Source organism: Micromonospora sp. NPDC004336 (assembly GCF_053602615.1).
In genome coordinates, this window is sequence record NZ_JBSGDY010000127.1 from 1 (window position 1) to 18,733 (window position 18,733).

Sequence of the window (18,733 nt, forward strand, 5' to 3'; positions counted from 1 at the left end):
GGCCCGGCACCGCCGCCCCGGCGCGACCCGGGGCCGGGTCCGCCTCGGGGGTCGCGACCTCGGCGTGACCGACGGCCGCCTCGGCCGCCGACCGGGGTTGCGGCACCGTCGGGAGCGTGGCCCCGGGGCCGGTCCTGGGCTGGGGTACGACGCCTGCCGCGTCACGCGCCTCGCCGGTCGCCGCCGCCCGGTCGGCCGTGGACGGCTCGGGGGCGGCCGGGGCGGCGTCGGCGGGCTGCATGGCGCTCCTCCTGGGCAGGCGGGCGGCACACCACGACGCCGACCGGGGACCCCAGCCTAACGACGGCCCACCCGCTTCGCATCGGACGACCGTGCCGGAACGTGACCGCGCCGGTTCGCCCCGTGTCCGCCCTCCTGGGCGATTTCGGCGAGACGGCGGGCCGGTCCCGCCGCCGGGCCCGGCCACACCAGATCCGCCGGGCGGGACGGGAGGCGTGGCGGCGCGACCGGGCCGGGGAGAGCACCGGTCGCGCCGCCGTGGTCAGGAGATGTCCCGCCGGCGCATCGCCCAGAGGGCCGCACCGAGGACCACCGTCAGACCGACCACCAGCAACGCCGACGAGTGCTGCCAGGTGATGTCCAGCGTCTCCGGTTTGCACTCGCCGTAGTAGGTGGCCTGGCAGACGTCCCAGTTCTCCAGCGTCACCTTCTTCTCCATCCACGCCGCCGCGTAGGTGGGCAGCAGCCACGCGGCCGCGAAGCGCACGCCGGCCAGCTCCAGCAGGATGCCGAGGCCGAACTGGCCGACCACCATCAGGCCGATCACGCCGCCCAGCGCCATCGCGGTGTGCCGGCCCAGCGAGGCGAGCGCGAAACCGATGGTCGCGGTGATCAGGGCGAGCACCAGTCCGCGCAGCCCGGTGAGGGCGAAGGACTGCCAGACCCCGGCGGTCATCTTCGCCGTGCTGCCGCGCAGGGTCGCGACCAGCCAGAAGGCGCCGAACCACAGCACCGTCGCGGGCACCGCCAGCGCGAGCAGCCCGGTGAGCAGCGCCGCCAGCTTGGTCAGCAGTACGGTGAGCCGCTTCGGCCGCCAGAGCAGCAGGTTCATCATGCCGCCGGTGTTCCACTCCGCCCCGACGAACGAGGCGCCGACGACGAACCCGACCAGCGCGAGCATCGCGGCGAGCGGCAGCAGGGTGGGGCCGAAGTTCTCCCGGAAGTCGAAGGTGGAGGGCAGGAACCAGCCCGTCTCGATCGCCTCCCGGGGCGGCGGCTGGATCATGGCGCAGTCGTCGGGGTACTGCCCCGGCTCGCCCGTCCCCGCCGCCTTCGCCTTCTCGCACTCCGCGCGGTACTGCTCGTTGTGGCGGACGTCCTGCTGCCACTGCTGCTCGGCGGCGCGCTCGGCCTTCGCCAGCGCGGCGGCGTCGATCTTCTCGTTGGTCAGGAAGACGCCGACCACCACGAGCGCGAGGACCACCAGGCCCAGCGCGCTCATCCAGCGGGTGAAGCGCCGCTTGGTCAGCCGGCGCAGCTCCGTACGGTAGAGGCTCACGCGCCCCACCCTCCTGCGGCGGCGCCGGGCTGCCCGGCCTCGCCGACCTTCGTGGACTGGTCGACCTGCCGGTGCTGGCCGGGTACCGGCGCGGTGGCGGTCAGTTCGAGGAAGACGCTCTCCAGGTCGACGGCGACCGGGGCGAGCTCGCTGACGTAGAGGCCCCGCTCGGCGAGGAGCCGGGTCACGGCGGCCGGCTTCTCGACGCCGGCGAGCATCAGGTGGTCGGGCTGGCCGGTCACCCGGATCCCGGCGCGGGTCAGCGCCTCGGCGGCGACCGGCAGGTCGGAGACCGCCTCCAGCCGCACCCGGACCGCGCCGGAGGAGTGCTGGGCGAGCACCTGCTCGACCGGGCCGAAGGCGACCCGCCGGCCCAGCGAGATGATGGTGACCGAGTCGCAGATCAGCTGGATCTCGCCGAGGATGTGGCTGGAGAGCACCACGGTCATCCCCGATTCGGCGAGCGTACGCATCAGGGTGCGCATCTCGCGGATGCCGCCCGGGTCCAGCCCGTTGGCCGGCTCGTCGAGGATCAGCAGCTGCGGGTTCTTCAGCAGGGCGGAGGCGACGGCGAGCCGCTGCTTCATGCCCAGCGAGTACGTCTTGACCCGCTCGCCGGCCCGGTCGCGGAGCCCGACCAGCTCCAGCACCTCGTCGACCCGCTGCGCCGGCACGTCGCCCGCGCCGGCGAGCAGCGACAGGGTGTCCCGGGCGGAGAAGTGCGGGAAGAACTGCGGACTCTCCACGATCGCGCCGACCCGGCCCGCCACGGTGGGCAGGGCCGCCGGGACCTCGTGCCCGAGGATCGTCATCCGGCCGCCGTCGGGCCGGATGAGGCCGAGCAGCGTACGCAGCGTGGTGGTCTTGCCCGATCCGTTGGGGCCCAGGAAGCCGTGCACCTGCCCCTCGTCGACCCGCATGTCGAACCCGTCCAGCGCGTTGCGGGTGCCGCGCCGACGGCTCTTGTAGGTCTTGCGCAGACCTTCGATCTCCAGGACAGCCGACAAGCTGCACCTCCCCCGATGGGCATATGACACGCGACACCATACGCGGTATGCAGCGCCGCGCAGTACCGGGTATGCATTCGACGCGCCGACCAGGGCGGAAGGAAGGGGCCGCTCCCGCGGCCCGGGCGTCAGGGAGGGTGCCCCCTGGGGCCCGCCTCAGGCGCAGACGACGTGGACGCCGGCGGCGCGGAACGCCTCGACCACCTCGGGGTTGGCGCCGGAGTCGGTGACCAGGGTCTCCACCCGGTCCACCGGGCAGATCCGGGCGAAGGCGTGCCCGCCCAGCTTGGACGAGTCGGCGATGATCACCACCCGCTTGGCCCGGGCCACCATCAGGTTGTTCATCGCCGCCTCGCCCTCGTGGTGGGCGGCGGCGCCGAGCTGGGGGTCGATCGCGTCCACGCCGAGCAGGGCGACGTCCAGGGTGACCTCGCGCAGCAGCGCCCCGCCCAGCGGGCCGACCAGCTCGAAGGACTTGGGTCGGACCACGCCGCCGGCCACCACGACCTTCATCCGGGAGCGGACGAGCAGCTCGTTGGCGATGTTGAGCGCGTTGGTGACCACGGTGAGCTGGGCGCCCTCGGCGCTGGTGTTCAGGTCCGGCCGGACGGCCAGGGCGCGGGCCACCTCGGTGCTGGTGGTGCCGCCGTTGAGGCCCACCACGGTGCCCGGCGAGACCAGCGCCGCGGCGGCGGCCCCGATCCGCTGCTTCTCGGCCGAGTGCTTGGCGGTCTTGTAGCGCAGCGGCAGGTCGTAGGAGACGCCGTTGGCGACCGCGCCGCCCCGGGTCCGAGTGATCATCTGCTGCTGGGCGAGCTGGTCGAAGTCGCGCCGGATGGTGGCCTGGGAAACGTCCAGCCGCTCGGCGGCCTCCTCGACGCTGACCCGGCCGCTGTCGGTCAGCATCTCGAGCAGGGCGTTCCATCTGGCGTACCGGTCCACCCCAGGCCCTCCAGTTACTGCGCGGTCGGTGATTGATTGCGTGCACAGTAGTGCGCGAAACTACGAGGGCGCAAAACCATGCTCTGCTCGATGACGGGGCTGGTTGCCAGGGCCAACCGGCTTCGCGCAGAATAACGCTCGAAAGACGGGTCTAACGAGCCGTATTGCGCACCGCCCCCTGCGTAGGAGTTCTCATGTCGTACGTCGACGCCGAGATCGCGAGCCAGCCCGACTGCTGGCGGGAGGCGGCGCGGCTCGCCGCCGCCACCACCGCCGACCTCCCGCGTCCCGGCGAGCGGGTCGCCGTCGTGGGTTGCGGCACGTCGTGGTTCATGGCGATGGCGTACGCGGCCCGCCGCGAGCACTCCGGCCACGGCGAGACCGACGCCTTCCAGGCCTCCGAGTTCCCCGCCGGGCGGCGCTACGACCGGCTGGTCGCGATCACCCGCTCCGGCACCACCACCGAGGTCACCGAGCTGCTCGCCGCCCTGCGCGGGCGGGTGCCCACCACCGTCCTGGTCGGCGACCCCGCCTCCCCCGCCGCCTCGCTGGCCGACGCGGCGGTGCCCATGCCCTTCGCCGACGAGCGTTCGGTGGTGCAGACCCGCTTCGCGACGAGCGCGCTGGCCCTGCTCCGCGCCCACCTCGGCGACAACATCGCGGCGCTCGCCGCCGACGCGGAGGTGGCGGTCCGCGCCCCGCTGCCGATCGACCCGACCCGGATCGAGCAGGCCACCTTCCTCGGTCGGGGCTGGACGGTCGGGCTGGCCCAGGAGGCGGCGCTCAAGTGCCGCGAGGCGGCCACCTTCTGGGCCGAGGCGTACCCGGCGATGGACTACCGGCACGGCCCGATCTCGATCGCCGCCGCCGGCCGGCTGGTCTGGGCGTTCGGCGAGCTGCCCGACGGGCTGCCGGAGGACGTGACCGCGACGGGCGCGGCGTTCGTGCACAGCCGCACCCACGGCTGTCGCACCGTGCTCGGCAGCTGGGCCGCCGGCCGGACGCCCGTCGACCCGATGGCCGACCTGATCCTGGCGCAGCGGTTCGCCGTCGCGCTCGCCACCAGCCGGGGCCTCGACCCCGACGCGCCCCGGCACCTGAGCCGGTCCGTGGTACTCGCGTGAGCCCGACCGACGTCGTCGTCGCGCTGGACGTCGGCGGCACCGGGATGAAGTGCGCCCTGGTCCGGCCGGACGGCGCCGTGCTGCACGCCGAGCGACACCCCACCGAGGCCGGGCGCGGCCCGGACGCCGTGATCGACACGATCCTGGCGGTCGCCGACGGGCTGGCCGGCAAGGCCCGCGCCGACGGGCTCACCCCGGTCGCGCTCGGCGTCGCCGTGCCCGGCGTGATCGACGAGGCGCGCGGCGTCGCGGTCTGGTCCGCGAACGTGGGCTTCCGGGACGTACCGCTGCGGGACCTGGCGCAGGCGCGGCTCGGGCTGCCGACGGCGCTCGGCCACGACGTGCGTGCCGGCGGCCTGGCCGAGGCCCGGCTCGGCGCCGGCCGCGACGGCCGGCACGTCCTCTTCGTCGCGATCGGCACCGGGATCGCCGCCGCCCACGTCGTCGACGGCGCGGCCGCCACCGGCGCGCACGGCGCCGCCGGGGAGATCGGCCACATCCTGGTACGCCCCGGCGGGCCGCGCTGCGGCTGCGGTCGCCCCGGTTGCCTGGAGGCGGTCGCCTCCGCCGCCGCCGTCGGCCGGCGCTACGCGGCGCTGGCCGGGATCCCGGCGACCGCCGCCGACGTGGCCGACCGGGCGGCGGCCGGCGAGCCGCTGGCGGCGGACGTCTGGCGCGAGACCGTCGAGGCGCTCGCCGACGGCCTCGCCACCGGGCAGGCCCTCTTCGACGTGGAGACCGTCGTGCTCGGCGGCGGCCTGGCGCGGGCCGGCGAGCTGCTGCTGGGTCCGCTGCGGGCCGCGCTGCACGAACGGATGACGTTCCACCGGGAGCCGCGCCTGGTCGCGGCCGCCCTCGGCGACGAGGCCGGCTGCCTCGGCGCCGCCCTGCTCGCCCTCGACAGTCTGGAGAAGTGATGGCCACTCGGGTGAACGGCAAGGTGGTGACCCCGACCGGCGTGATCCGGCAGGGCTGCGTGGAGCTGGACGGGGGCCGGATCACGGCGGTGGCCGAGTACCCGTCGGTGCGCGACGGGCACTGGATCGTGCCCGGCTTCGTCGACATGCACACGCACGGCGGGGGCGGGGACACCTTCACCACCGGCGACGCCGAACAGGCCCGGCGGGCCGCCGACTTCCACCTGCGGCACGGCACCACGACCCTGCTGGCCAGCCTGGTCAGCTCACCGTTCGAGCTGATGCGGGCGGCCACCGCCGCCTTCGCGCCGCTGGTCACCGACGGGGTGCTGGCCGGCATCCACTTCGAGGGGCCGTACCTCTCCGCCGCCCGCTGCGGCGCGCAGAACCCCGAGTTCCTCCGCGACCCGTCGACGGACGAGCTGGCCGAGCTCATCGAGCTGGGCGGCGGCGCGGTCCGGATGGTCACCCTGGCCCCCGAGCGGGACGGCGCGCTGGAGGCGGTCAAGCTGCTCACCGCGCACCGGGTGGTCGCCGCCGTCGGCCACACCGACGCCACGTACGACCAGACCCGCGCCGCCGTCGCGGCGGGCGCGAGCGTCGGCACCCACCTGTTCAACGGGATGCGCCCGGTGCACCACCGCGAGCCCGGCCCGGTGGTGGCCCTCCTCGACGCCCCGAACGTGGTCTGCGAGCTGGTCGCCGACGGCGTGCACCTGCACGACGGGATGCTGGCCTTCGCCACCTCGACGGCCGGCCCGGAGCGGGCCGCCCTGATCACCGACGCGATGGCCGCCGCCGGCATGCCCGACGGCGACTACGAGCTGGGGGGCCAGGCCGTCACGGTGGCGGACGGCGTGGCCCGGCTGGCCCGCGACGGCGCGATCGCCGGCAGCACCCTGACCATGGACGAGGCGCTGCGGCACGCGGTGGCCGCCGGCATCCCGATCGCGGACGCCGTGCGGATGGCCGCCACCACGCCGGCCCGCGCGATCGGCCTCGGCGACCGGCTGGGCGCCCTCCAGGTCGGGCTCCGGGCCGACCTGGTGGTGCTCGACGACGACCTGAACGTCGTCCGGGTCATGCGCGGCGGCTCCTGGGTGGAGTGACCGGCCGGCCGGGCGCCGCCGAATCCGGTCGCGCCCGGCCCGCGTCCGTGCCGGGCGCGGGGGTCAGGGAGTGGGGATCTCGACGCCGAGCACGGCCTGCTCGTCGGGACGGTGCACGAGCACGTCGGAGAGGTAGGAGTGCACCGCCGGGGCCATTCCGACGTCCCGGCCGGCCCGCTCGGAGAGCAGCCACTTGTGCTCGATGATCTGGGCGAAGAGCTCCTGCGGCTCCAGCTTGCGGCGCAGGTGCGCGGGGACCGCCCGGACGACCGGCTCGAAGACCTCGGTCAGCCAGCGGTGGGCGGCCTGCTGCTCGTCGGTAAGGTCGCTCTCGGCCCGGTAGGCGTCCAGGTCGTTGAGCAGCCGGCGCGCCTGGTTCTCCTCCGCGTCCAGGCCGGTTAGGCGGAGCAGCCGGCGGGTGTGGTAGCCGGCGTCGACCACCTTCGGGCGGATCAGGTAGCGACAGTTGTCGATGGTCGACATCGCCACCTCGGCCACGTCGAAGCCCAGCTCGTTGAGGCGGCGGATCCGCCCCTCTATGTCGTGCCGGGCCTCCCGCTCGACCTGCTGCTCGTAGGTGATCTCGTGCCACAGCCGCTCGTAGCGCTGCACGACCTCCTCGCAGACCACCTCCGGGTCGATCGACTCGTGCAGCAGGCCGGCGGCCTGGAGGTCCAGCGCCTCGCCGAAGATGTTGACCCGCGCGATCTCCAGGTCCTCGCCGCGCTGCCCGTTGGAGAGCGACTGGTGCAGCGCCCCGGTCTCCGCGTCCACCAGGTAGGCCGCGAACGCGCCGGCGTCGCGGCGGAACAGGGTGTTGGACAGCGAGCAGTCGCCCCAGAAGAAACCGGTGAGGTGCATCCGCACGATCAGGGCCGCCAGCGCGTCGAGCAGCCGCCCCATCGTCTCCGGTCGCAGGGTGTGCGAGAAGAGCGCCCGGTAGGGCAGGGAGAACTGGAGGTGCCGGGTGATCAGCACCGGGTCGAGCGGCTCGCCGTCGTCGGTCTGCCGGTCGGCGACGATCGCCACCGCCTCCACCGACGGGAAGTCGATCCGCTCCAGGGCGCGCAGCAGGTCGTACTCGCGCTCGGCGACCCGCTCGCCGGTCTCCTTGACCGCGTAGACGTAGCCGCCGAGGCGGACGAACCGGACGACGTGCCGGGAGATGCCCTGGGGCAGCGCCACCAGATGTTCAGCCGGCCACTCTTCGAGCGGGGTCGACCAGGGCAGGTCGAGCAGCGCAGGGTCGACGAGGGCCGAGGTGATCCGCACGGGTACAAGTCTGACGCTCCATCCCGGCGAGCGCCTCCCTTCGTGGTTCGGCACACAGCCGCCCCGGCCCGTCCCGGTCCCGCGCCGTCCGGGGCCGGTAGCGTGGTCGCCGTGCGGGAGACCACGACGGTACGGTCCGGAGCACGGCTGAGGCCGGTCCGGCCGGCCGGCTGGTGGTTCGACGCGCTCCTGCTCGCCGGGTTCGCGGCGCTGACCCTGGCGCTCGCGAGAGGGCGGCTCCACGACCTGGACCTGGCGGTCAGCGACTGGGCGTACGCACACGACCCCGCGCCGCTGTACTGGACCGCCCGGGTGTTCAACCTGCTCGGCCAGGGCGGCTGGCTGCTGATGCCGGTCTCCGGGGCGCTCGCCCTCGCGGTGGGCTGGCGACGGCACTCCGTCCGGCCGCTGCTGCTGGTGGCGGGCGCGTTCGTGCTGACCTACCTCACCATCGGCCCGCTCAAGCTGTGGACCGACCGCGCCGCGCCGAGCGCGACGGTCAAGGAGCCGTTCCTGCCGCCCGGCGAGGCGGTGGAGATCTTCAACCGGCTGCCGGCGGGGGCCTACTCGATGTCCTACCCGTCGGGGCACGTCGCCAACGCGATCGTCTGGTACGGCGTGATCGCCGTGCTGCTGACCGCGCTGACCGCCGGGCGGCTGCCCCCGGTCGCGTACCGGCTGGTCCGGTTCGCGCCGCCGGCGATCCTGCTCGTGACCACGACCTACCTGAACTTCCACTGGCTCACCGACGGGTTGGCCGCCCTGCTGCTCGGGGTCGTCCTCGACCGGGTGCTGCACCGGGTGCCCTGGGACGACCTGCCGTTGCCGGGGGTGCCGCGGGACTGGAACCGTCCGTTCATCTCCGCCCCTTAGGGTCCCGACGTGGAACAACTGGCGCGCCGGCTGGGCGTACCCGACGCGGTGGTCGTCGGGCTGGGTTCGATGCTCGGCGCCGGCGTCTTCGTGGTGTTCGCGCCCGCGGCCGCGGCGGCCGGCGGGGCCGGGCTGCTGGCGGCGCTGGTGCTGGCCGGCCTCATCGCCTTCTGCAACGCCACCAGCTCGGCCCGGCTCGCGGCCCGCTATCCGGAGTCCGGCGGCACCTACGTGTACGGCCGGGAGCGGCTCGGCCCGTTCGCCGGCTTCCTGGCCGGCTGGGGCTTCGTGGTCGGCAAGACGGCGAGCTGCGCGGCGATGGCGCTGACCGTCGGGGCGTACCTCTGGCCGGGGCAGGCCCGGCTCGTGGCCGTCGGCGCGGTGCTGGCGGTGACCGCCGTGAACCTGCGCGGCATCGGCAAGACCGCGACCGCGACGAAGGTGCTGGTCGGATTGGTGCTGGCGGTGCTGGCCCTGGTCGCGGTGGCGGGCGCGGCGCGCGGCGACGTGGCGCTGGACCGGCTCGGCGACCTCGACGGCTCCGGGCGGGGCGTGCTCACCGCCGCCGGGCTGCTCTTCTTCGCCTTCGCCGGGTACGCGCGGGTCGCCACCCTCGGCGAGGAGGTGCGCGAGCCGGAGCGGACCATCCCCCGCGCGGTGCCGCTGGCGCTGGGCGTGGTGCTGGCGATCTACCTGGTGCTGGCGGTGGTCGCCGTCGGCGTGCTCGGGGCCGACCGGCTGGCCGCGTCCGCCGCGCCCCTGGCCGACGTGGTGACGGCCGCCGGGCTGCCCGGCCTCGCCTGGCTCGTCCGGGCCGGGGCGACCGTGGCTGTGACCGGGGTGCTGCTCTCCCTGCTCGCCGGCGTCGGGCGCACCGCGCTGGCGATGGCCCGCCGCCGCGACCTGCCCGGCGCCCTCGCCGCCGTCCACCCGACGCGCCGGGTGCCGCACCGGGCCGAGCTGGCCGTGGCCGCCGTGGTGGTGGCGATCGTGCTGCTGGGCGACGTGCGGGACGCCATCGGCTTCTCCAGCTGCACGGTGCTGGTCTACTACGCGATCACCAACGCCGCCGCGCTGACCCTGGGCCGCGACCCGGGCCGGCGGCTGCCGGTGCGGGCGCTCGCCGTGCTGGGGCTGGCCGGCTGCCTGCTGCTCGCGGTCAACCTGCCGCTGTCGAGCGTCCTCGCGGGCTTCGCGGTGCTGGCCGTCGGCGCCGCCTGGTACGCGCTGCGCCCCCGGCGCGCCTGACCGCGCGGCGGTGCGGCCGTCACTCGTCGGGCAGCCGGGGCGCCGGCGTGACCGGCTCCTCGGGCGGGGGCGGCGCGGCCTCGCGGAGCAGGGCGTTCAGGCCGGCCCGGCGGGCCACCACCGTCAGCCGGTCCCCCGCGACGATCACCAGGCGCGGGTCGGGCGCCCAGTCGAGGCGCTGCCCGGCCCGGGCGTGCGCGAGCAGGCGTACGCTCTCGGCGCGCCCGACGGCGGCGAGCGGCCGCCCGTCCAGCGACGAGCCGGCGGCGACGGAGACCTGGGTGACCAGCAGCGCGTGCCGGCCGACGGGGATGGTGGCGATCACCGCCCGGTCCAGCAGCGCGGCGGCGAAGGACGGCGCGGCCAGGTAGGAGACGCTGCGCGAGACGCCGATGCCGAACGCCTGCTGGACGCGCTCGGCGAAGTGGCCGTCGAAGAGGCGCAGCACCACCTGGAGTTCCGGGTTGACGGCCCGGCCGTTGAGCGCCGCCTGGAGGTTGGTCTCGTCGTCGGTGGAGACCACCACCAGCGCCTGGCAGTTGCCCACCGAGGCCGCCTGGAGGGTCTCCTCCAGCGCGGCGTCGCCGACGATCAGCGGCACCCCGAGGCGCCGGGCCAGGGCCGCGCCGCGCGGCTCGGGCACCTTGTCGATTGCGACCACCTCGACGCCGAAGTCGCAGAGCTGGGCCATCACCCGGGTGCCGACGTTGCCCAGCCCGACCACCACGACATGCCGGGAGCGTTCCGGCTGGATGCGGCCGGAGTGCAGCGCGAGCCGGGCGTTGACGATGCCGTCCACCACCACGGCGGTGATCAGTGGGATCAGCGCCAGGCCGGCGAGGTTGAGCACCACCTGCATGACCTGCTGGGCGACCGGCTTGTTCGGATCCGGATCCTGCCCGCTCAGGGTCGTGACGAGGGTGAGGTAGAGCGAGTCGCCCCAGTTGGCGTGGGTGGCGTGGCCGTTGAGCCAGCCGAGCGCCCCGATCACGGCGAGCAGGGTGATGACCGCGATGCCGATCTTGCGGGTGGCGAAGCTGCGGACGGCGCGGAGCAGCACCGTGACCGGGCGGCGCCGCCGCCGGGCCCGCACCAGCCGGCGCGCGGCCACCTCGGTGCCGGGCGGCGCCCCGGTCGCCTCGGCGAGCACCACGTCGGCGGCGGACTCGTCGGCGGGCAGCACCCGGACCTGCTGGGGGTCGCGGGTGTCGGCCACCCCGCAGACCACGTCGCCCGGGCGTACGTCGTCGCGGCGGGCCACGTAGAGGGTGCGCCCGCCGTGCCGGAAGTGGGTCGGGGCGACCTCGCCGAGCGCGGCGGCCACGAAGGCGGGGGCGGCCATCGACGCGTCGGAGAGCACGGCCGAGTCGGGGAAGATCTGCCGCACCCCGTTGGCGAGGCCGGTGTTGAACATCCGCACCACCAGGCGCAGCCGGGGCTCGACCTCCTGGGCGCAGAGCGCGGCGTGCATGTTGCCGACGTCGTCCTGGTGCAGCAGGGCCAGCCCGTCGGCGCCGGCCAGGCCGGCCCGCCGGAAGGTGACCTCGTCGAGCCGGTCGGCCCGCACCACCTCGACGCCCTGCAGGTCCCGCCCGTCCGGCTCGTCGGAGCGCGGGCGCTCCGGCACCACGAGGGTGATCCGGACGCGGCCGGTCGCCTGGAGCTCGGTGGCGAGCAGCGCCCGCACCACCCAGTAGGCCAGGGCGTCGCGGCCGCAGACCACGTAGTGCGCCCGCGCGTCCCCGTTGACCCGGAGCCGACGCCCCGCCCGCCGCGCACGATCCAGCAGGGGCTCCGCCATTGCCGCATCGTAGTCAGCCGGTCGCGCCCCGCGCAGCCCCGTGATCACGACCCGCCGGTCGCCCCGCGGGTCGTCGCCGTTCCGGCAGATTTCGCGGCCCGCTGGCGGGTAGACCAGCGCCATGCAGACGTTCCTGCCGTACCCGGACTTCGTGGCCAGCGCCCGGACGCTGGACCAGAAGCGGCTGGGCAAGCAGCGGGTGGAGACCATCCAGGTGCTGCGCGGGCTCACCCGCCCCACGTACGGCTGGCGCAACCACCCGGCGGTGAAGATGTGGGCCGGGTACGAGGAGGCGCTCACCCGGTACGGGCTGGACATGTGCGCGGTCTGGTGCGAGCCGGGCCGGGCCGACACCTGCGCGGCCACGATGACCACCGACCTGGCCGCCGCCTGCGGCCTGACCCTGGTCCGCACCCAGGCGGAGCTGGCCGAGGCCGGGGAGCTGCCGCCCTGGCTGGGCCGCGAGGACCTGCACCTGAGCCACCGCTCGTCGCTGCTGCGCAAGGACCCGGGGCACTACGGCCCGATCTTCGGCGACGACGTCCCGCCCGACCTGGAGTACGTCTGGCCCGCCTCGGACCGGGAACGGCGCTGTCTGCTGCCGCCCGACGCCTGAGCGGGCAGACTGGGGTTCCACCCGGGCGGGAAGGTGCACATGGCGCTGTCGCAAGTGGTCGGTCGGCTCATCGGCGTACGCGAGCACGAGGTGGACCCGGGCGGCGGCGGCACCCCCCGCGTGCCCCGTCCCGTCGAGGCGGTGGTGGTCGGCGGCGGCATCGCCGGCATGTCGGCGGCGGTGGTGCTCGCCGAGCGCGGGGTGGCGGTGACCGTGCTGGAGGCCGCGCCGACCCTCGGCGGCCGGCTCGGGGCCTGGCCGGAGACGCTCGCCGACGGCACCACCCAGACGAACGAGCACGGCTTCCACGCGTTCTTCCGGCAGTACTACAACTGGCGGTCGATCCTGCGCCGCGCCGACCCGGGGCTGGGCTTCCTCAGGCCGGTCCCGGGCTACCCGATCCTCAGCGAGCGGTGGCCGACCGAGGAGTTCGGCCGGCTGCCGCCCGCGCCGCCGGCGAACCTGCTGGCGCTGCTGCTGCGCAGCCCCAGCCTGCGCCTGCGCGACCTGCGCGGGATGGACCGGGACGCGGCGCTGCCGCTGCTCACGTACGACCCGGAACGCACCTACGCCGAGTTCGACGACACCACCGCCGACGAGCTGCTCACCTCGCTGCGGCTGCCCGACCGGGCCCGGGCGATGCTCTTCGAGGTCTTCTCGCACTCGTTCTTCAACCACGAGGCGGAGATGTCGGCCGCCGAGATGATCGCCCAGTTCCACTTCTACCTGCTGGGCAACCCGGAGGGGCTGGCCTTCGACTGCCCCGACGAGGACTACGCGACGGCGATCTGGGAGCCGCTGGCCCGGCACGTCGGGAAGCACGGCGGGCGGGTGGTCACGGGCGCCGCCGCCACCGGCCTGACCCGCGACGGCGGGGGCTGGCGGGTGGCGACCGCCGACGGCACGTCGTACCCGGCCCGGCACGTCGTGCTCGCCGTCGACCCGCCCGCCCTGGCCGCGCTGGTCGCGGCCTCGCCCGGCCTGGCCGAGCACGCGCCCGCGCTGGTGGGGCGGATGCCCGCGTTCGGCCGGCCCGGCCCGCCGTACGCGGTGGCGCGCTTCTGGTGCGACGGGGACGTGGCCGCCGACCGGGCGGTGTTCAGCGGCGTGTCCCGGCAGCCCACCCTGGACTCGGTGACCCTCTACCACCGGCTGGAGAACGAGTCCCGCCGCTGGGCGCGGCGCACCGGCGGCTCGGTGCTGGAGCTGCACGCGTACGCCTGCGAGGAGGGCGTGCCCGCCGGGGAGCTGGCCGAGCGGATGCGCGTGGAGCTGACGGCGCTCTGGCCGGAGGCGGCCCGGCTGCGGGTGCGCGAGCTGCGCGCCCGGGTGGAGGCGCAGGCGCCCGCGTTCACGCCGGGCAGCCACGCCTGGCGGCCGGGCGTGCGCACCGACGCCGACGGGCTCTACCTGGCCGGCGACGGCATCCGGACGGAGTTCCCGAGCGCGCTGATGGAGCGCTCGGCGGCGACGGGGATCCTGGCGGCCAACCACATCCTGCGGGCGGAGGGCGGCGCGGCCGAGCCGGTCCACTCGGTCCGCCCGCGCGGCCTGCTCGCCCGACGGGGTTGAGCAAAACGGGCAAAAAGGTCACCGGGCTCCCCTAGGCTGATCTTCTGGGTGAGCCGGGAGGTCACGGGGATGTCGCCGCGCGGGGACGACGGGCCGCTCGTCGCCGACGTGCCGCGGGACGACGCGTACCCGCTGATCCGGGACGAGCGGGCCTGCATCGTGACCGCCCTGCGGCTGGGCTGGTGGCTCGCCGACGCGTACCACCACGCGCAGACCGCCGAGCCGCTCGACGCCGCGGACGACCGGCCGGCGGGCGCCCCGGCGAAGCTGTCCAACCTGACCGAGATGTCGGGGCGGCGGCGCATGCTGATGTACCTCGACGGGGTCGAGGTGGCGCTCGGCCAGATCGCCGAGCTGACCCGCCGCGACGGCCCCGCGCCCTGCACCGCGGAGGCGCGGGACCGGGTGACCGGCGGGGCCCGGGACGACCTGCTGCTCGCCCTCGACGACCTGAACGTGGACGTGCTGCGCTGGACGATGGCCACCAACCACCGGGTGGGGCTGGCGTACCGGCTGGGGCGCTCGCTGGCCGACACCGTCCGGCACTGCGACGCCGATCAGGTCACCCGCCGCTTCGGCGGCCGGCAGATCCAGCTCAGCCGGTGGCTCGGCGAGCTGGCCAGCGTGCTGCCCCCGTACTCGGCCGCGGTGGTCCGCCGTTCGCTGGCCACGTGGGCGTCGGCGGTCGCCCGGGCGGGCGTCGGCGACCACACCGAGGCGGGGCTGGCCGACCTCGCCCGGGAGCTGCGCAACCAGGGCGAGCTGTGGCGGGGCGTGCTCACCGGCGGCCTGCACCCGAGGGACCTGCTGGACGAGGAGGACTACGCGGTCGTCGCCCGCAACCTGATCATCCGCGACCGGTGGCTGGTGGTGCAGGCCGCCCGGGGGATCTTCTGGCCGGTGCTCGTACCGCTGCTGGCGGTGCTGTTCGCCGTGGTGGGGGTGAGCGCGCTCGCGGCGGCGGGCTCCCCGGCGACCCGGGCCGCCGTGGCCCTGCTCGGGCTGGGCGCGGGGACGGCCGCGATCTGGCGCACGGTCTCCGGGCCGGCGCTGGCGGTCGCCGGGGAGGTCAACCGGCCGCTGCTGGAGAGCGAGCTGACCGTGCGGATGGCGCTGCGGATCGACCGGCCGCTGGTCGCCGCGCGGGCCGCCGGCCGGGCCCGCCGGCAGCGCCGCCCCGACGAGGCGGTCCCTCGATCGAAATCCGTTGCCGGTGTGTCGCCCGCCGACCTACCGTGATCCCGCAAGGTCAACCACCGTCCCGGGAGCCGTTCATGCCGATGCCGCACGTCACCCGCGTGCCGTCGGGGCTGCCCGGTCGGGCGCACCCGGCGTCCGGCGGCGGTTGCCGAGCCGAAGGCCCCGGGGGCGGCCGGCCCGACTGACGCGTGCCCGCACGACGTCGAGCCGCCCGTCCGCACCACCCGGACCGGGCGGCTCTTTCGCTGTCCGGCCCGGCGAGACCCGTCACCGTCACGAAGGGAGACACCGGTGGACGCCGTCCTCGTCGTCAACGCCGACCTCGGCCCGCTGCACCGGGTCACCGTCAAGCACGCGATCCGGATGCTCTGCCGCCGGGTCGCCGAGATCCACGAGGCCGAACCGGGCCGGCTGATCGGGGTCTTCCCGGTCCCCCGGGTGGTCCGCCTCGTCCGCTACGTGGTGACCCGCTGGCGGTTCAGCGCCGGGCCGGCCTGGTCGCGGGCCGGGGTGCTGCGGCGGGACGGGCGGTGCTGCGCGTACTGCGGGGGGCCGGCCGGCACGATCGACCACGTCCTGCCCCGCTCGCGCGGCGGCCGGAACACGTGGCGGAACACGACCGCCGCCTGCTACGAGTGCAACCAGCGCAAGGGCGACCGGACGCCGGCCGAGGCGGGCATGCCGCTGCGGCGCGAGCCGGCGACGCCGAGCTGGGCGGCGCTGGCCGGGCGGTGACGGACCGGCCGGCGGGAACGGGGGGCCGCGTCGGGGGTACGACTCCCGGCGCGGCGCCCGCCGGCCCCTTCCCCGGGGCGGGGCCACGGACGGCGACTACCGGCCCTTCTCCCTGACCCGGGGCACCGGGCGGCCGTTGGCGCAGCGCACGGTGACCAGGCTGCGGCCCTCGGCGGAGACCAGCTCGACCCGCACCTCCCGCGCGGGGCCCGGCGCGTACGTCTCGGCCCGGTAGCCGGCGGCCGGCGCGACGTCGACCACCACGACGAGCTTCCCGTCGCAGCGGACCGTCACCACTCCGCCCCGGGCGACGACGTCCACCTCGGACGGCCGGGCCGGGGGCGGCGGCGTGGCGCCGCCGGTGGGCGCCGGGGCGGTCGGGCTGGCGCCGGTGGGCTTCGCCCCGGTGGGCGCGACCGGCCCGGGGCTGGGCCGGCCGGCCGTCGCCGACCCGACCGGCGGCCCGGCGTCGGGGGCGGCCGGCCGCCTGGGCGCGTCGGCGGTGACCGGCAGGGCGACGCTGGTGGAGCCCACCGTGCCGGTACCGATGCCGGTGCGCGGGTCGCCGGCCGCGCCGGGCCGCCGGACCGAGGGGTCGCCGAGGGCGCCGGCGACCGCCACCGCCCCGACCAGCGCCGCGCCCAGCGCCGCCAGCACCCGCGAGCCGCGCCGCGACCCCCAGCCCCGGCGTGCCGGCCGGCCGTCGGCCCCGCCGGCCCCCGACGACCCCCCGGGGGGCCGCACCGGTCCGGTCGCGGTGCCGGCGGGCCCGTCCGGTCGTCCGGCTGGTGTGCCCGGCTGCGCGACCGGGACGCCCGGCTGCCCGACGGGGACGTCCGGGTGCGCGACCGGGAGGTCCGGGTGCGCGACCGGGACGTCCGGCTGCCCCGCCGCCGGCATCCGGGCGAGCGCGCCGGTGAGCACGCGCGCCGCCTCGGCGGCCGAGGGCCGGTCGCCCGGCGCCTTCGCCACGCACCGCCGGTACAGCCGGTCGACCTCGGCGGGCATGCCGTCGACCGCCGGCAGCGGGCCCGGCTCGGCGTACGCGTGGGCGCGCAGCATCCCGGTCTGCGTCTCGCCGTGCCACGGCAGCCGCCCGGCGAGCACCTGGTGCAGGAGCAGGCCGAGCGCGTAGACGTCGGAGGCCGGCAGCACCTCGCCGGCGGCGAGCCGCTCGGGGGCCAGGTACGCCGGGGTGCCGAGCAGCCGCCCCTCGAAGTCGATCTCGGGTGCGCCGGCGACGGCCGCGATGCCGAAGTCGAGCACCTTCGCGCCCGTCGGGGTCAGCACGACGTTCTCGGGCTTGACGTCGCGGTGCACCAGCCCCTGGGCGTGGGCGGCGGCCAGGCCGGCGGCCACCTCGGCGCACACCCGCACGGCCTCCCGGGGCGGCAGCGGCCCGGCCGCCAGCCGCTGCGCGAGCGTACGGCCGGAGAGCAGCTCCATGACGACGAAGGGCACCCACCGGCCGTGGAGGAGGGACTCCCCGTAGTCGTAGACGCCGGTGACGTTCGGGTGCGAGAGCCGGGCCGCCGCCTTCGCCTCGTCCTGGATCCGCCGCCGCGCCGACTGGTCGGCCGCGACGAGCACCTTCACCGCGACGTCGCGTTCCAGCACCTCGTCGTGTGCCCGGTGGACCACGGACATGCCGCCCCTGCCGAGACGCTCGCCGAGCCGGTAGCGGCCCGCGAGCAACTGATCACGCTGCACAGCGGACAGCCTGCCCCACCGCACCGTCCGACACCACCCACGCGCGGACCGTGTCGGGCGCGGCTCGGCCGGCCCGGCCGACGCCGGCGACGGCCCCGGCCGGGAGGGCGGGCCGGAGCGGGCCCCTTGACCCGGCGGTCAGCCCGGTCAGCCCGCCCGGTCAGCCCGGCGTCCAGCCGAAGCGGGGCGGGCGGCGCTCCTGCATGGCCGCGACGCCCTCGCGGGCCTCGCCGCTCGCCCGGACCTGCCCGTGCCACCAGGCGACCCGGTCCTCGTCGGCCCGGCCGTCGATGATCTCCTTGGCCGCCGCCACGCTGAGCTGCGACCGGGCGGCCACGGCGGCGGTCAGCTCGGCCACCCGGGCGGCGAGGCGGTCGGGTGGCAGCACCTCGTCGACCAGGCCGATCCGCAGCGCCCGCTCGGCGTCGATCAGCTCGGCCGTGAAGAGCAGGTGCTTGGCGGCGGCCGGGCCGACCAGCCGGGCCAGCCGCCGGGTGGTGGTCGCCGGGTACACCAGGCCGAGCCGCGCCGGCGGCACGCCGAACCGCGCGTCGGCGGCGGCGATCCGCAGGTCGCAGGCGACCGCGAGCTGGCAGCCGCCGCCCACGCAGGCGCCCCGGACGGCGGCGACGGTCGGTTTGGCGAACGCGGCCAGCCGCTCCTCGGCCGCGACCGCGAGGGTGAGGTCCCCGCCGTCGAACAGGTCGTCCAGGTCGCCCAGGTCCGCGCCCGCGCAGAAGGTGCCCTCGGCGCCGGTGAGCACCAGCGCCCGGACGGCGGGGTCGCCCTCCAGCCCGTCGAGCAGTTCCGGCAGCCGCCGCCACATCCCGGTGGTCATCGCGTTGCGCCGGGCCGGGTTGTGGATCACCACCGTGGCCACCGCACCCGCGACCTCGACGAGGAGTTCCGCGTCCGCCACCGTCACCACCCCTTCGCCCCGGCCGTGCCGCCGGCCCGCCGCGTCGGCGGCCGGTGCGGCGACCATAACGGCGCGGGCCCGGGGGGCCCCCCGGCGGGGGGGGGGGGGGGGCGGGCCGTGGGGGCGGGGGGGGGGTGGGGAGGGGGGGTTTGAGGGAGAGGTGGATGGA

16 protein-coding genes and 1 pseudogene are annotated in these 18,733 nt (G+C 76.2%); 9 read left to right on the forward strand and 8 right to left on the reverse strand.

Annotated features, from left to right (window positions below; genetic code table 11):
• The 4 genes and pseudogenes from ACWENR_RS22485 to ACWENR_RS22500 all read right to left on the reverse strand — a co-directional run.
• A pseudogene (locus tag ACWENR_RS22485) lies at positions 1–241 on the reverse strand (hypothetical protein); the annotation flags it as partial.
• A 261-nt stretch (positions 242–502) separates the two neighbouring features.
• Positions 503–1,519: an ABC transporter permease subunit gene (locus ACWENR_RS22490; RefSeq protein WP_452278947.1), complete on the reverse strand. Its 1,017-nt coding sequence runs from the start codon at positions 1,517–1,519 to the stop codon at positions 503–505.
• Entirely contained in the window at positions 1,516–2,499 is a 984-nt protein-coding gene (locus ACWENR_RS22495) for an ATP-binding cassette domain-containing protein (protein ID WP_452278961.1), read from the reverse strand. Before ACWENR_RS22495 ends, ACWENR_RS22490 begins: the two co-directional genes overlap by 4 nt.
• 183 nt (positions 2,500–2,682) lie before the next feature.
• On the reverse strand, positions 2,683–3,468 hold the full coding sequence (locus ACWENR_RS22500; protein ID WP_452278948.1) for a DeoR/GlpR family DNA-binding transcription regulator: 786 nt from the start codon (positions 3,466–3,468) through the stop codon (positions 2,683–2,685).
• Positions 3,469–3,662: 194 nt separating this feature from the next.
• On the opposite strand from ACWENR_RS22500, the gene ACWENR_RS22505 reads away from it, so the two are divergent.
• Genes ACWENR_RS22505 through nagA form a run of 3 tightly spaced genes read left to right on the forward strand, consistent with a single transcriptional unit; the run spans position 3,663 to position 6,618 of the window.
• The gene (locus tag ACWENR_RS22505) at positions 3,663–4,592 is read left to right on the forward strand and encodes an SIS domain-containing protein (RefSeq protein WP_452278949.1); all 930 of its coding nucleotides are present in this window, start codon (positions 3,663–3,665) and stop codon (positions 4,590–4,592) included.
• On the forward strand, positions 4,589–5,509 hold the full coding sequence (locus ACWENR_RS22510) for an ROK family protein (RefSeq protein WP_452278950.1): 921 nt from the start codon (positions 4,589–4,591) through the stop codon (positions 5,507–5,509). The genes ACWENR_RS22505 and ACWENR_RS22510 overlap by 4 nt, the downstream gene beginning before the upstream one ends.
• Positions 5,509–6,618: an N-acetylglucosamine-6-phosphate deacetylase gene (gene nagA / locus ACWENR_RS22515; RefSeq protein ID WP_452278951.1), complete on the forward strand. Its 1,110-nt coding sequence runs from the start codon at positions 5,509–5,511 to the stop codon at positions 6,616–6,618. Before ACWENR_RS22510 ends, nagA begins: the two co-directional genes overlap by 1 nt.
• A gap of 63 nt (positions 6,619–6,681) precedes the next feature.
• On the opposite strand, the gene ACWENR_RS22520 is transcribed toward nagA, so the two are convergent.
• A complete protein-coding gene (locus ACWENR_RS22520; protein ID WP_452278952.1) occupies positions 6,682–7,890 on the reverse strand; it encodes a DUF4032 domain-containing protein in 1,209 nt (402 codons plus the stop codon).
• A 102-nt stretch (positions 7,891–7,992) separates the two neighbouring features.
• Here ACWENR_RS22520 and ACWENR_RS22525 point away from each other — a divergent pair, with 102 nt between their 5' ends.
• Positions 7,993–8,763, forward strand: coding sequence for a phosphatase PAP2 family protein (locus ACWENR_RS22525; RefSeq protein WP_452278953.1), 771 nt, complete (start codon positions 7,993–7,995; stop codon positions 8,761–8,763).
• 9 nt (positions 8,764–8,772) lie between these two features.
• Positions 8,773–10,011, forward strand: coding sequence for an APC family permease (locus ACWENR_RS22530; protein ID WP_452278954.1), 1,239 nt, complete (start codon positions 8,773–8,775; stop codon positions 10,009–10,011).
• 19 nt (positions 10,012–10,030) lie between these two features.
• Here ACWENR_RS22530 and ACWENR_RS22535 read toward each other — a convergent pair whose 3' ends face one another.
• On the reverse strand, positions 10,031–11,812 hold the full coding sequence (locus tag ACWENR_RS22535; RefSeq protein ID WP_452278955.1) for an NAD-binding protein: 1,782 nt from the start codon (positions 11,810–11,812) through the stop codon (positions 10,031–10,033).
• A 121-nt stretch (positions 11,813–11,933) separates the two neighbouring features.
• On the opposite strand from ACWENR_RS22535, the gene ACWENR_RS22540 reads away from it, so the two are divergent.
• From ACWENR_RS22540 to ACWENR_RS22555, 4 genes are all read left to right on the forward strand, one after another.
• Entirely contained in the window at positions 11,934–12,428 is a 495-nt protein-coding gene (locus tag ACWENR_RS22540) for an MSMEG_6728 family protein (protein ID WP_452278956.1), read from the forward strand.
• Positions 12,429–12,467: 39 nt separating this feature from the next.
• Positions 12,468–14,000 (forward strand): FAD-dependent oxidoreductase, encoded by a 1,533-nt coding sequence (locus ACWENR_RS22545; protein ID WP_452278957.1) that lies wholly within the window; start codon positions 12,468–12,470, stop codon positions 13,998–14,000.
• A 48-nt stretch (positions 14,001–14,048) separates the two neighbouring features.
• Positions 14,049–15,239: a hypothetical protein gene (locus ACWENR_RS22550; RefSeq protein WP_452278958.1), complete on the forward strand. Its 1,191-nt coding sequence runs from the start codon at positions 14,049–14,051 to the stop codon at positions 15,237–15,239.
• A 252-nt stretch (positions 15,240–15,491) separates the two neighbouring features.
• Positions 15,492–15,935, forward strand: coding sequence for an HNH endonuclease (locus tag ACWENR_RS22555; protein WP_452278959.1), 444 nt, complete (start codon positions 15,492–15,494; stop codon positions 15,933–15,935).
• 96 nt (positions 15,936–16,031) lie between these two features.
• Here the strand turns inward: ACWENR_RS22555 and ACWENR_RS22560 are convergent, their stop codons facing one another.
• A complete protein-coding gene (locus ACWENR_RS22560; protein WP_452278960.1) occupies positions 16,032–17,645 on the reverse strand; it encodes a protein kinase domain-containing protein in 1,614 nt (537 codons plus the stop codon).
• Positions 17,646–17,805: 160 nt separating this feature from the next.
• Entirely contained in the window at positions 17,806–18,570 is a 765-nt protein-coding gene (locus ACWENR_RS22565) for an enoyl-CoA hydratase/isomerase family protein (protein ID WP_452278962.1), read from the reverse strand.
• Between the last annotated feature and the right edge of the window lie 163 nt (positions 18,571–18,733).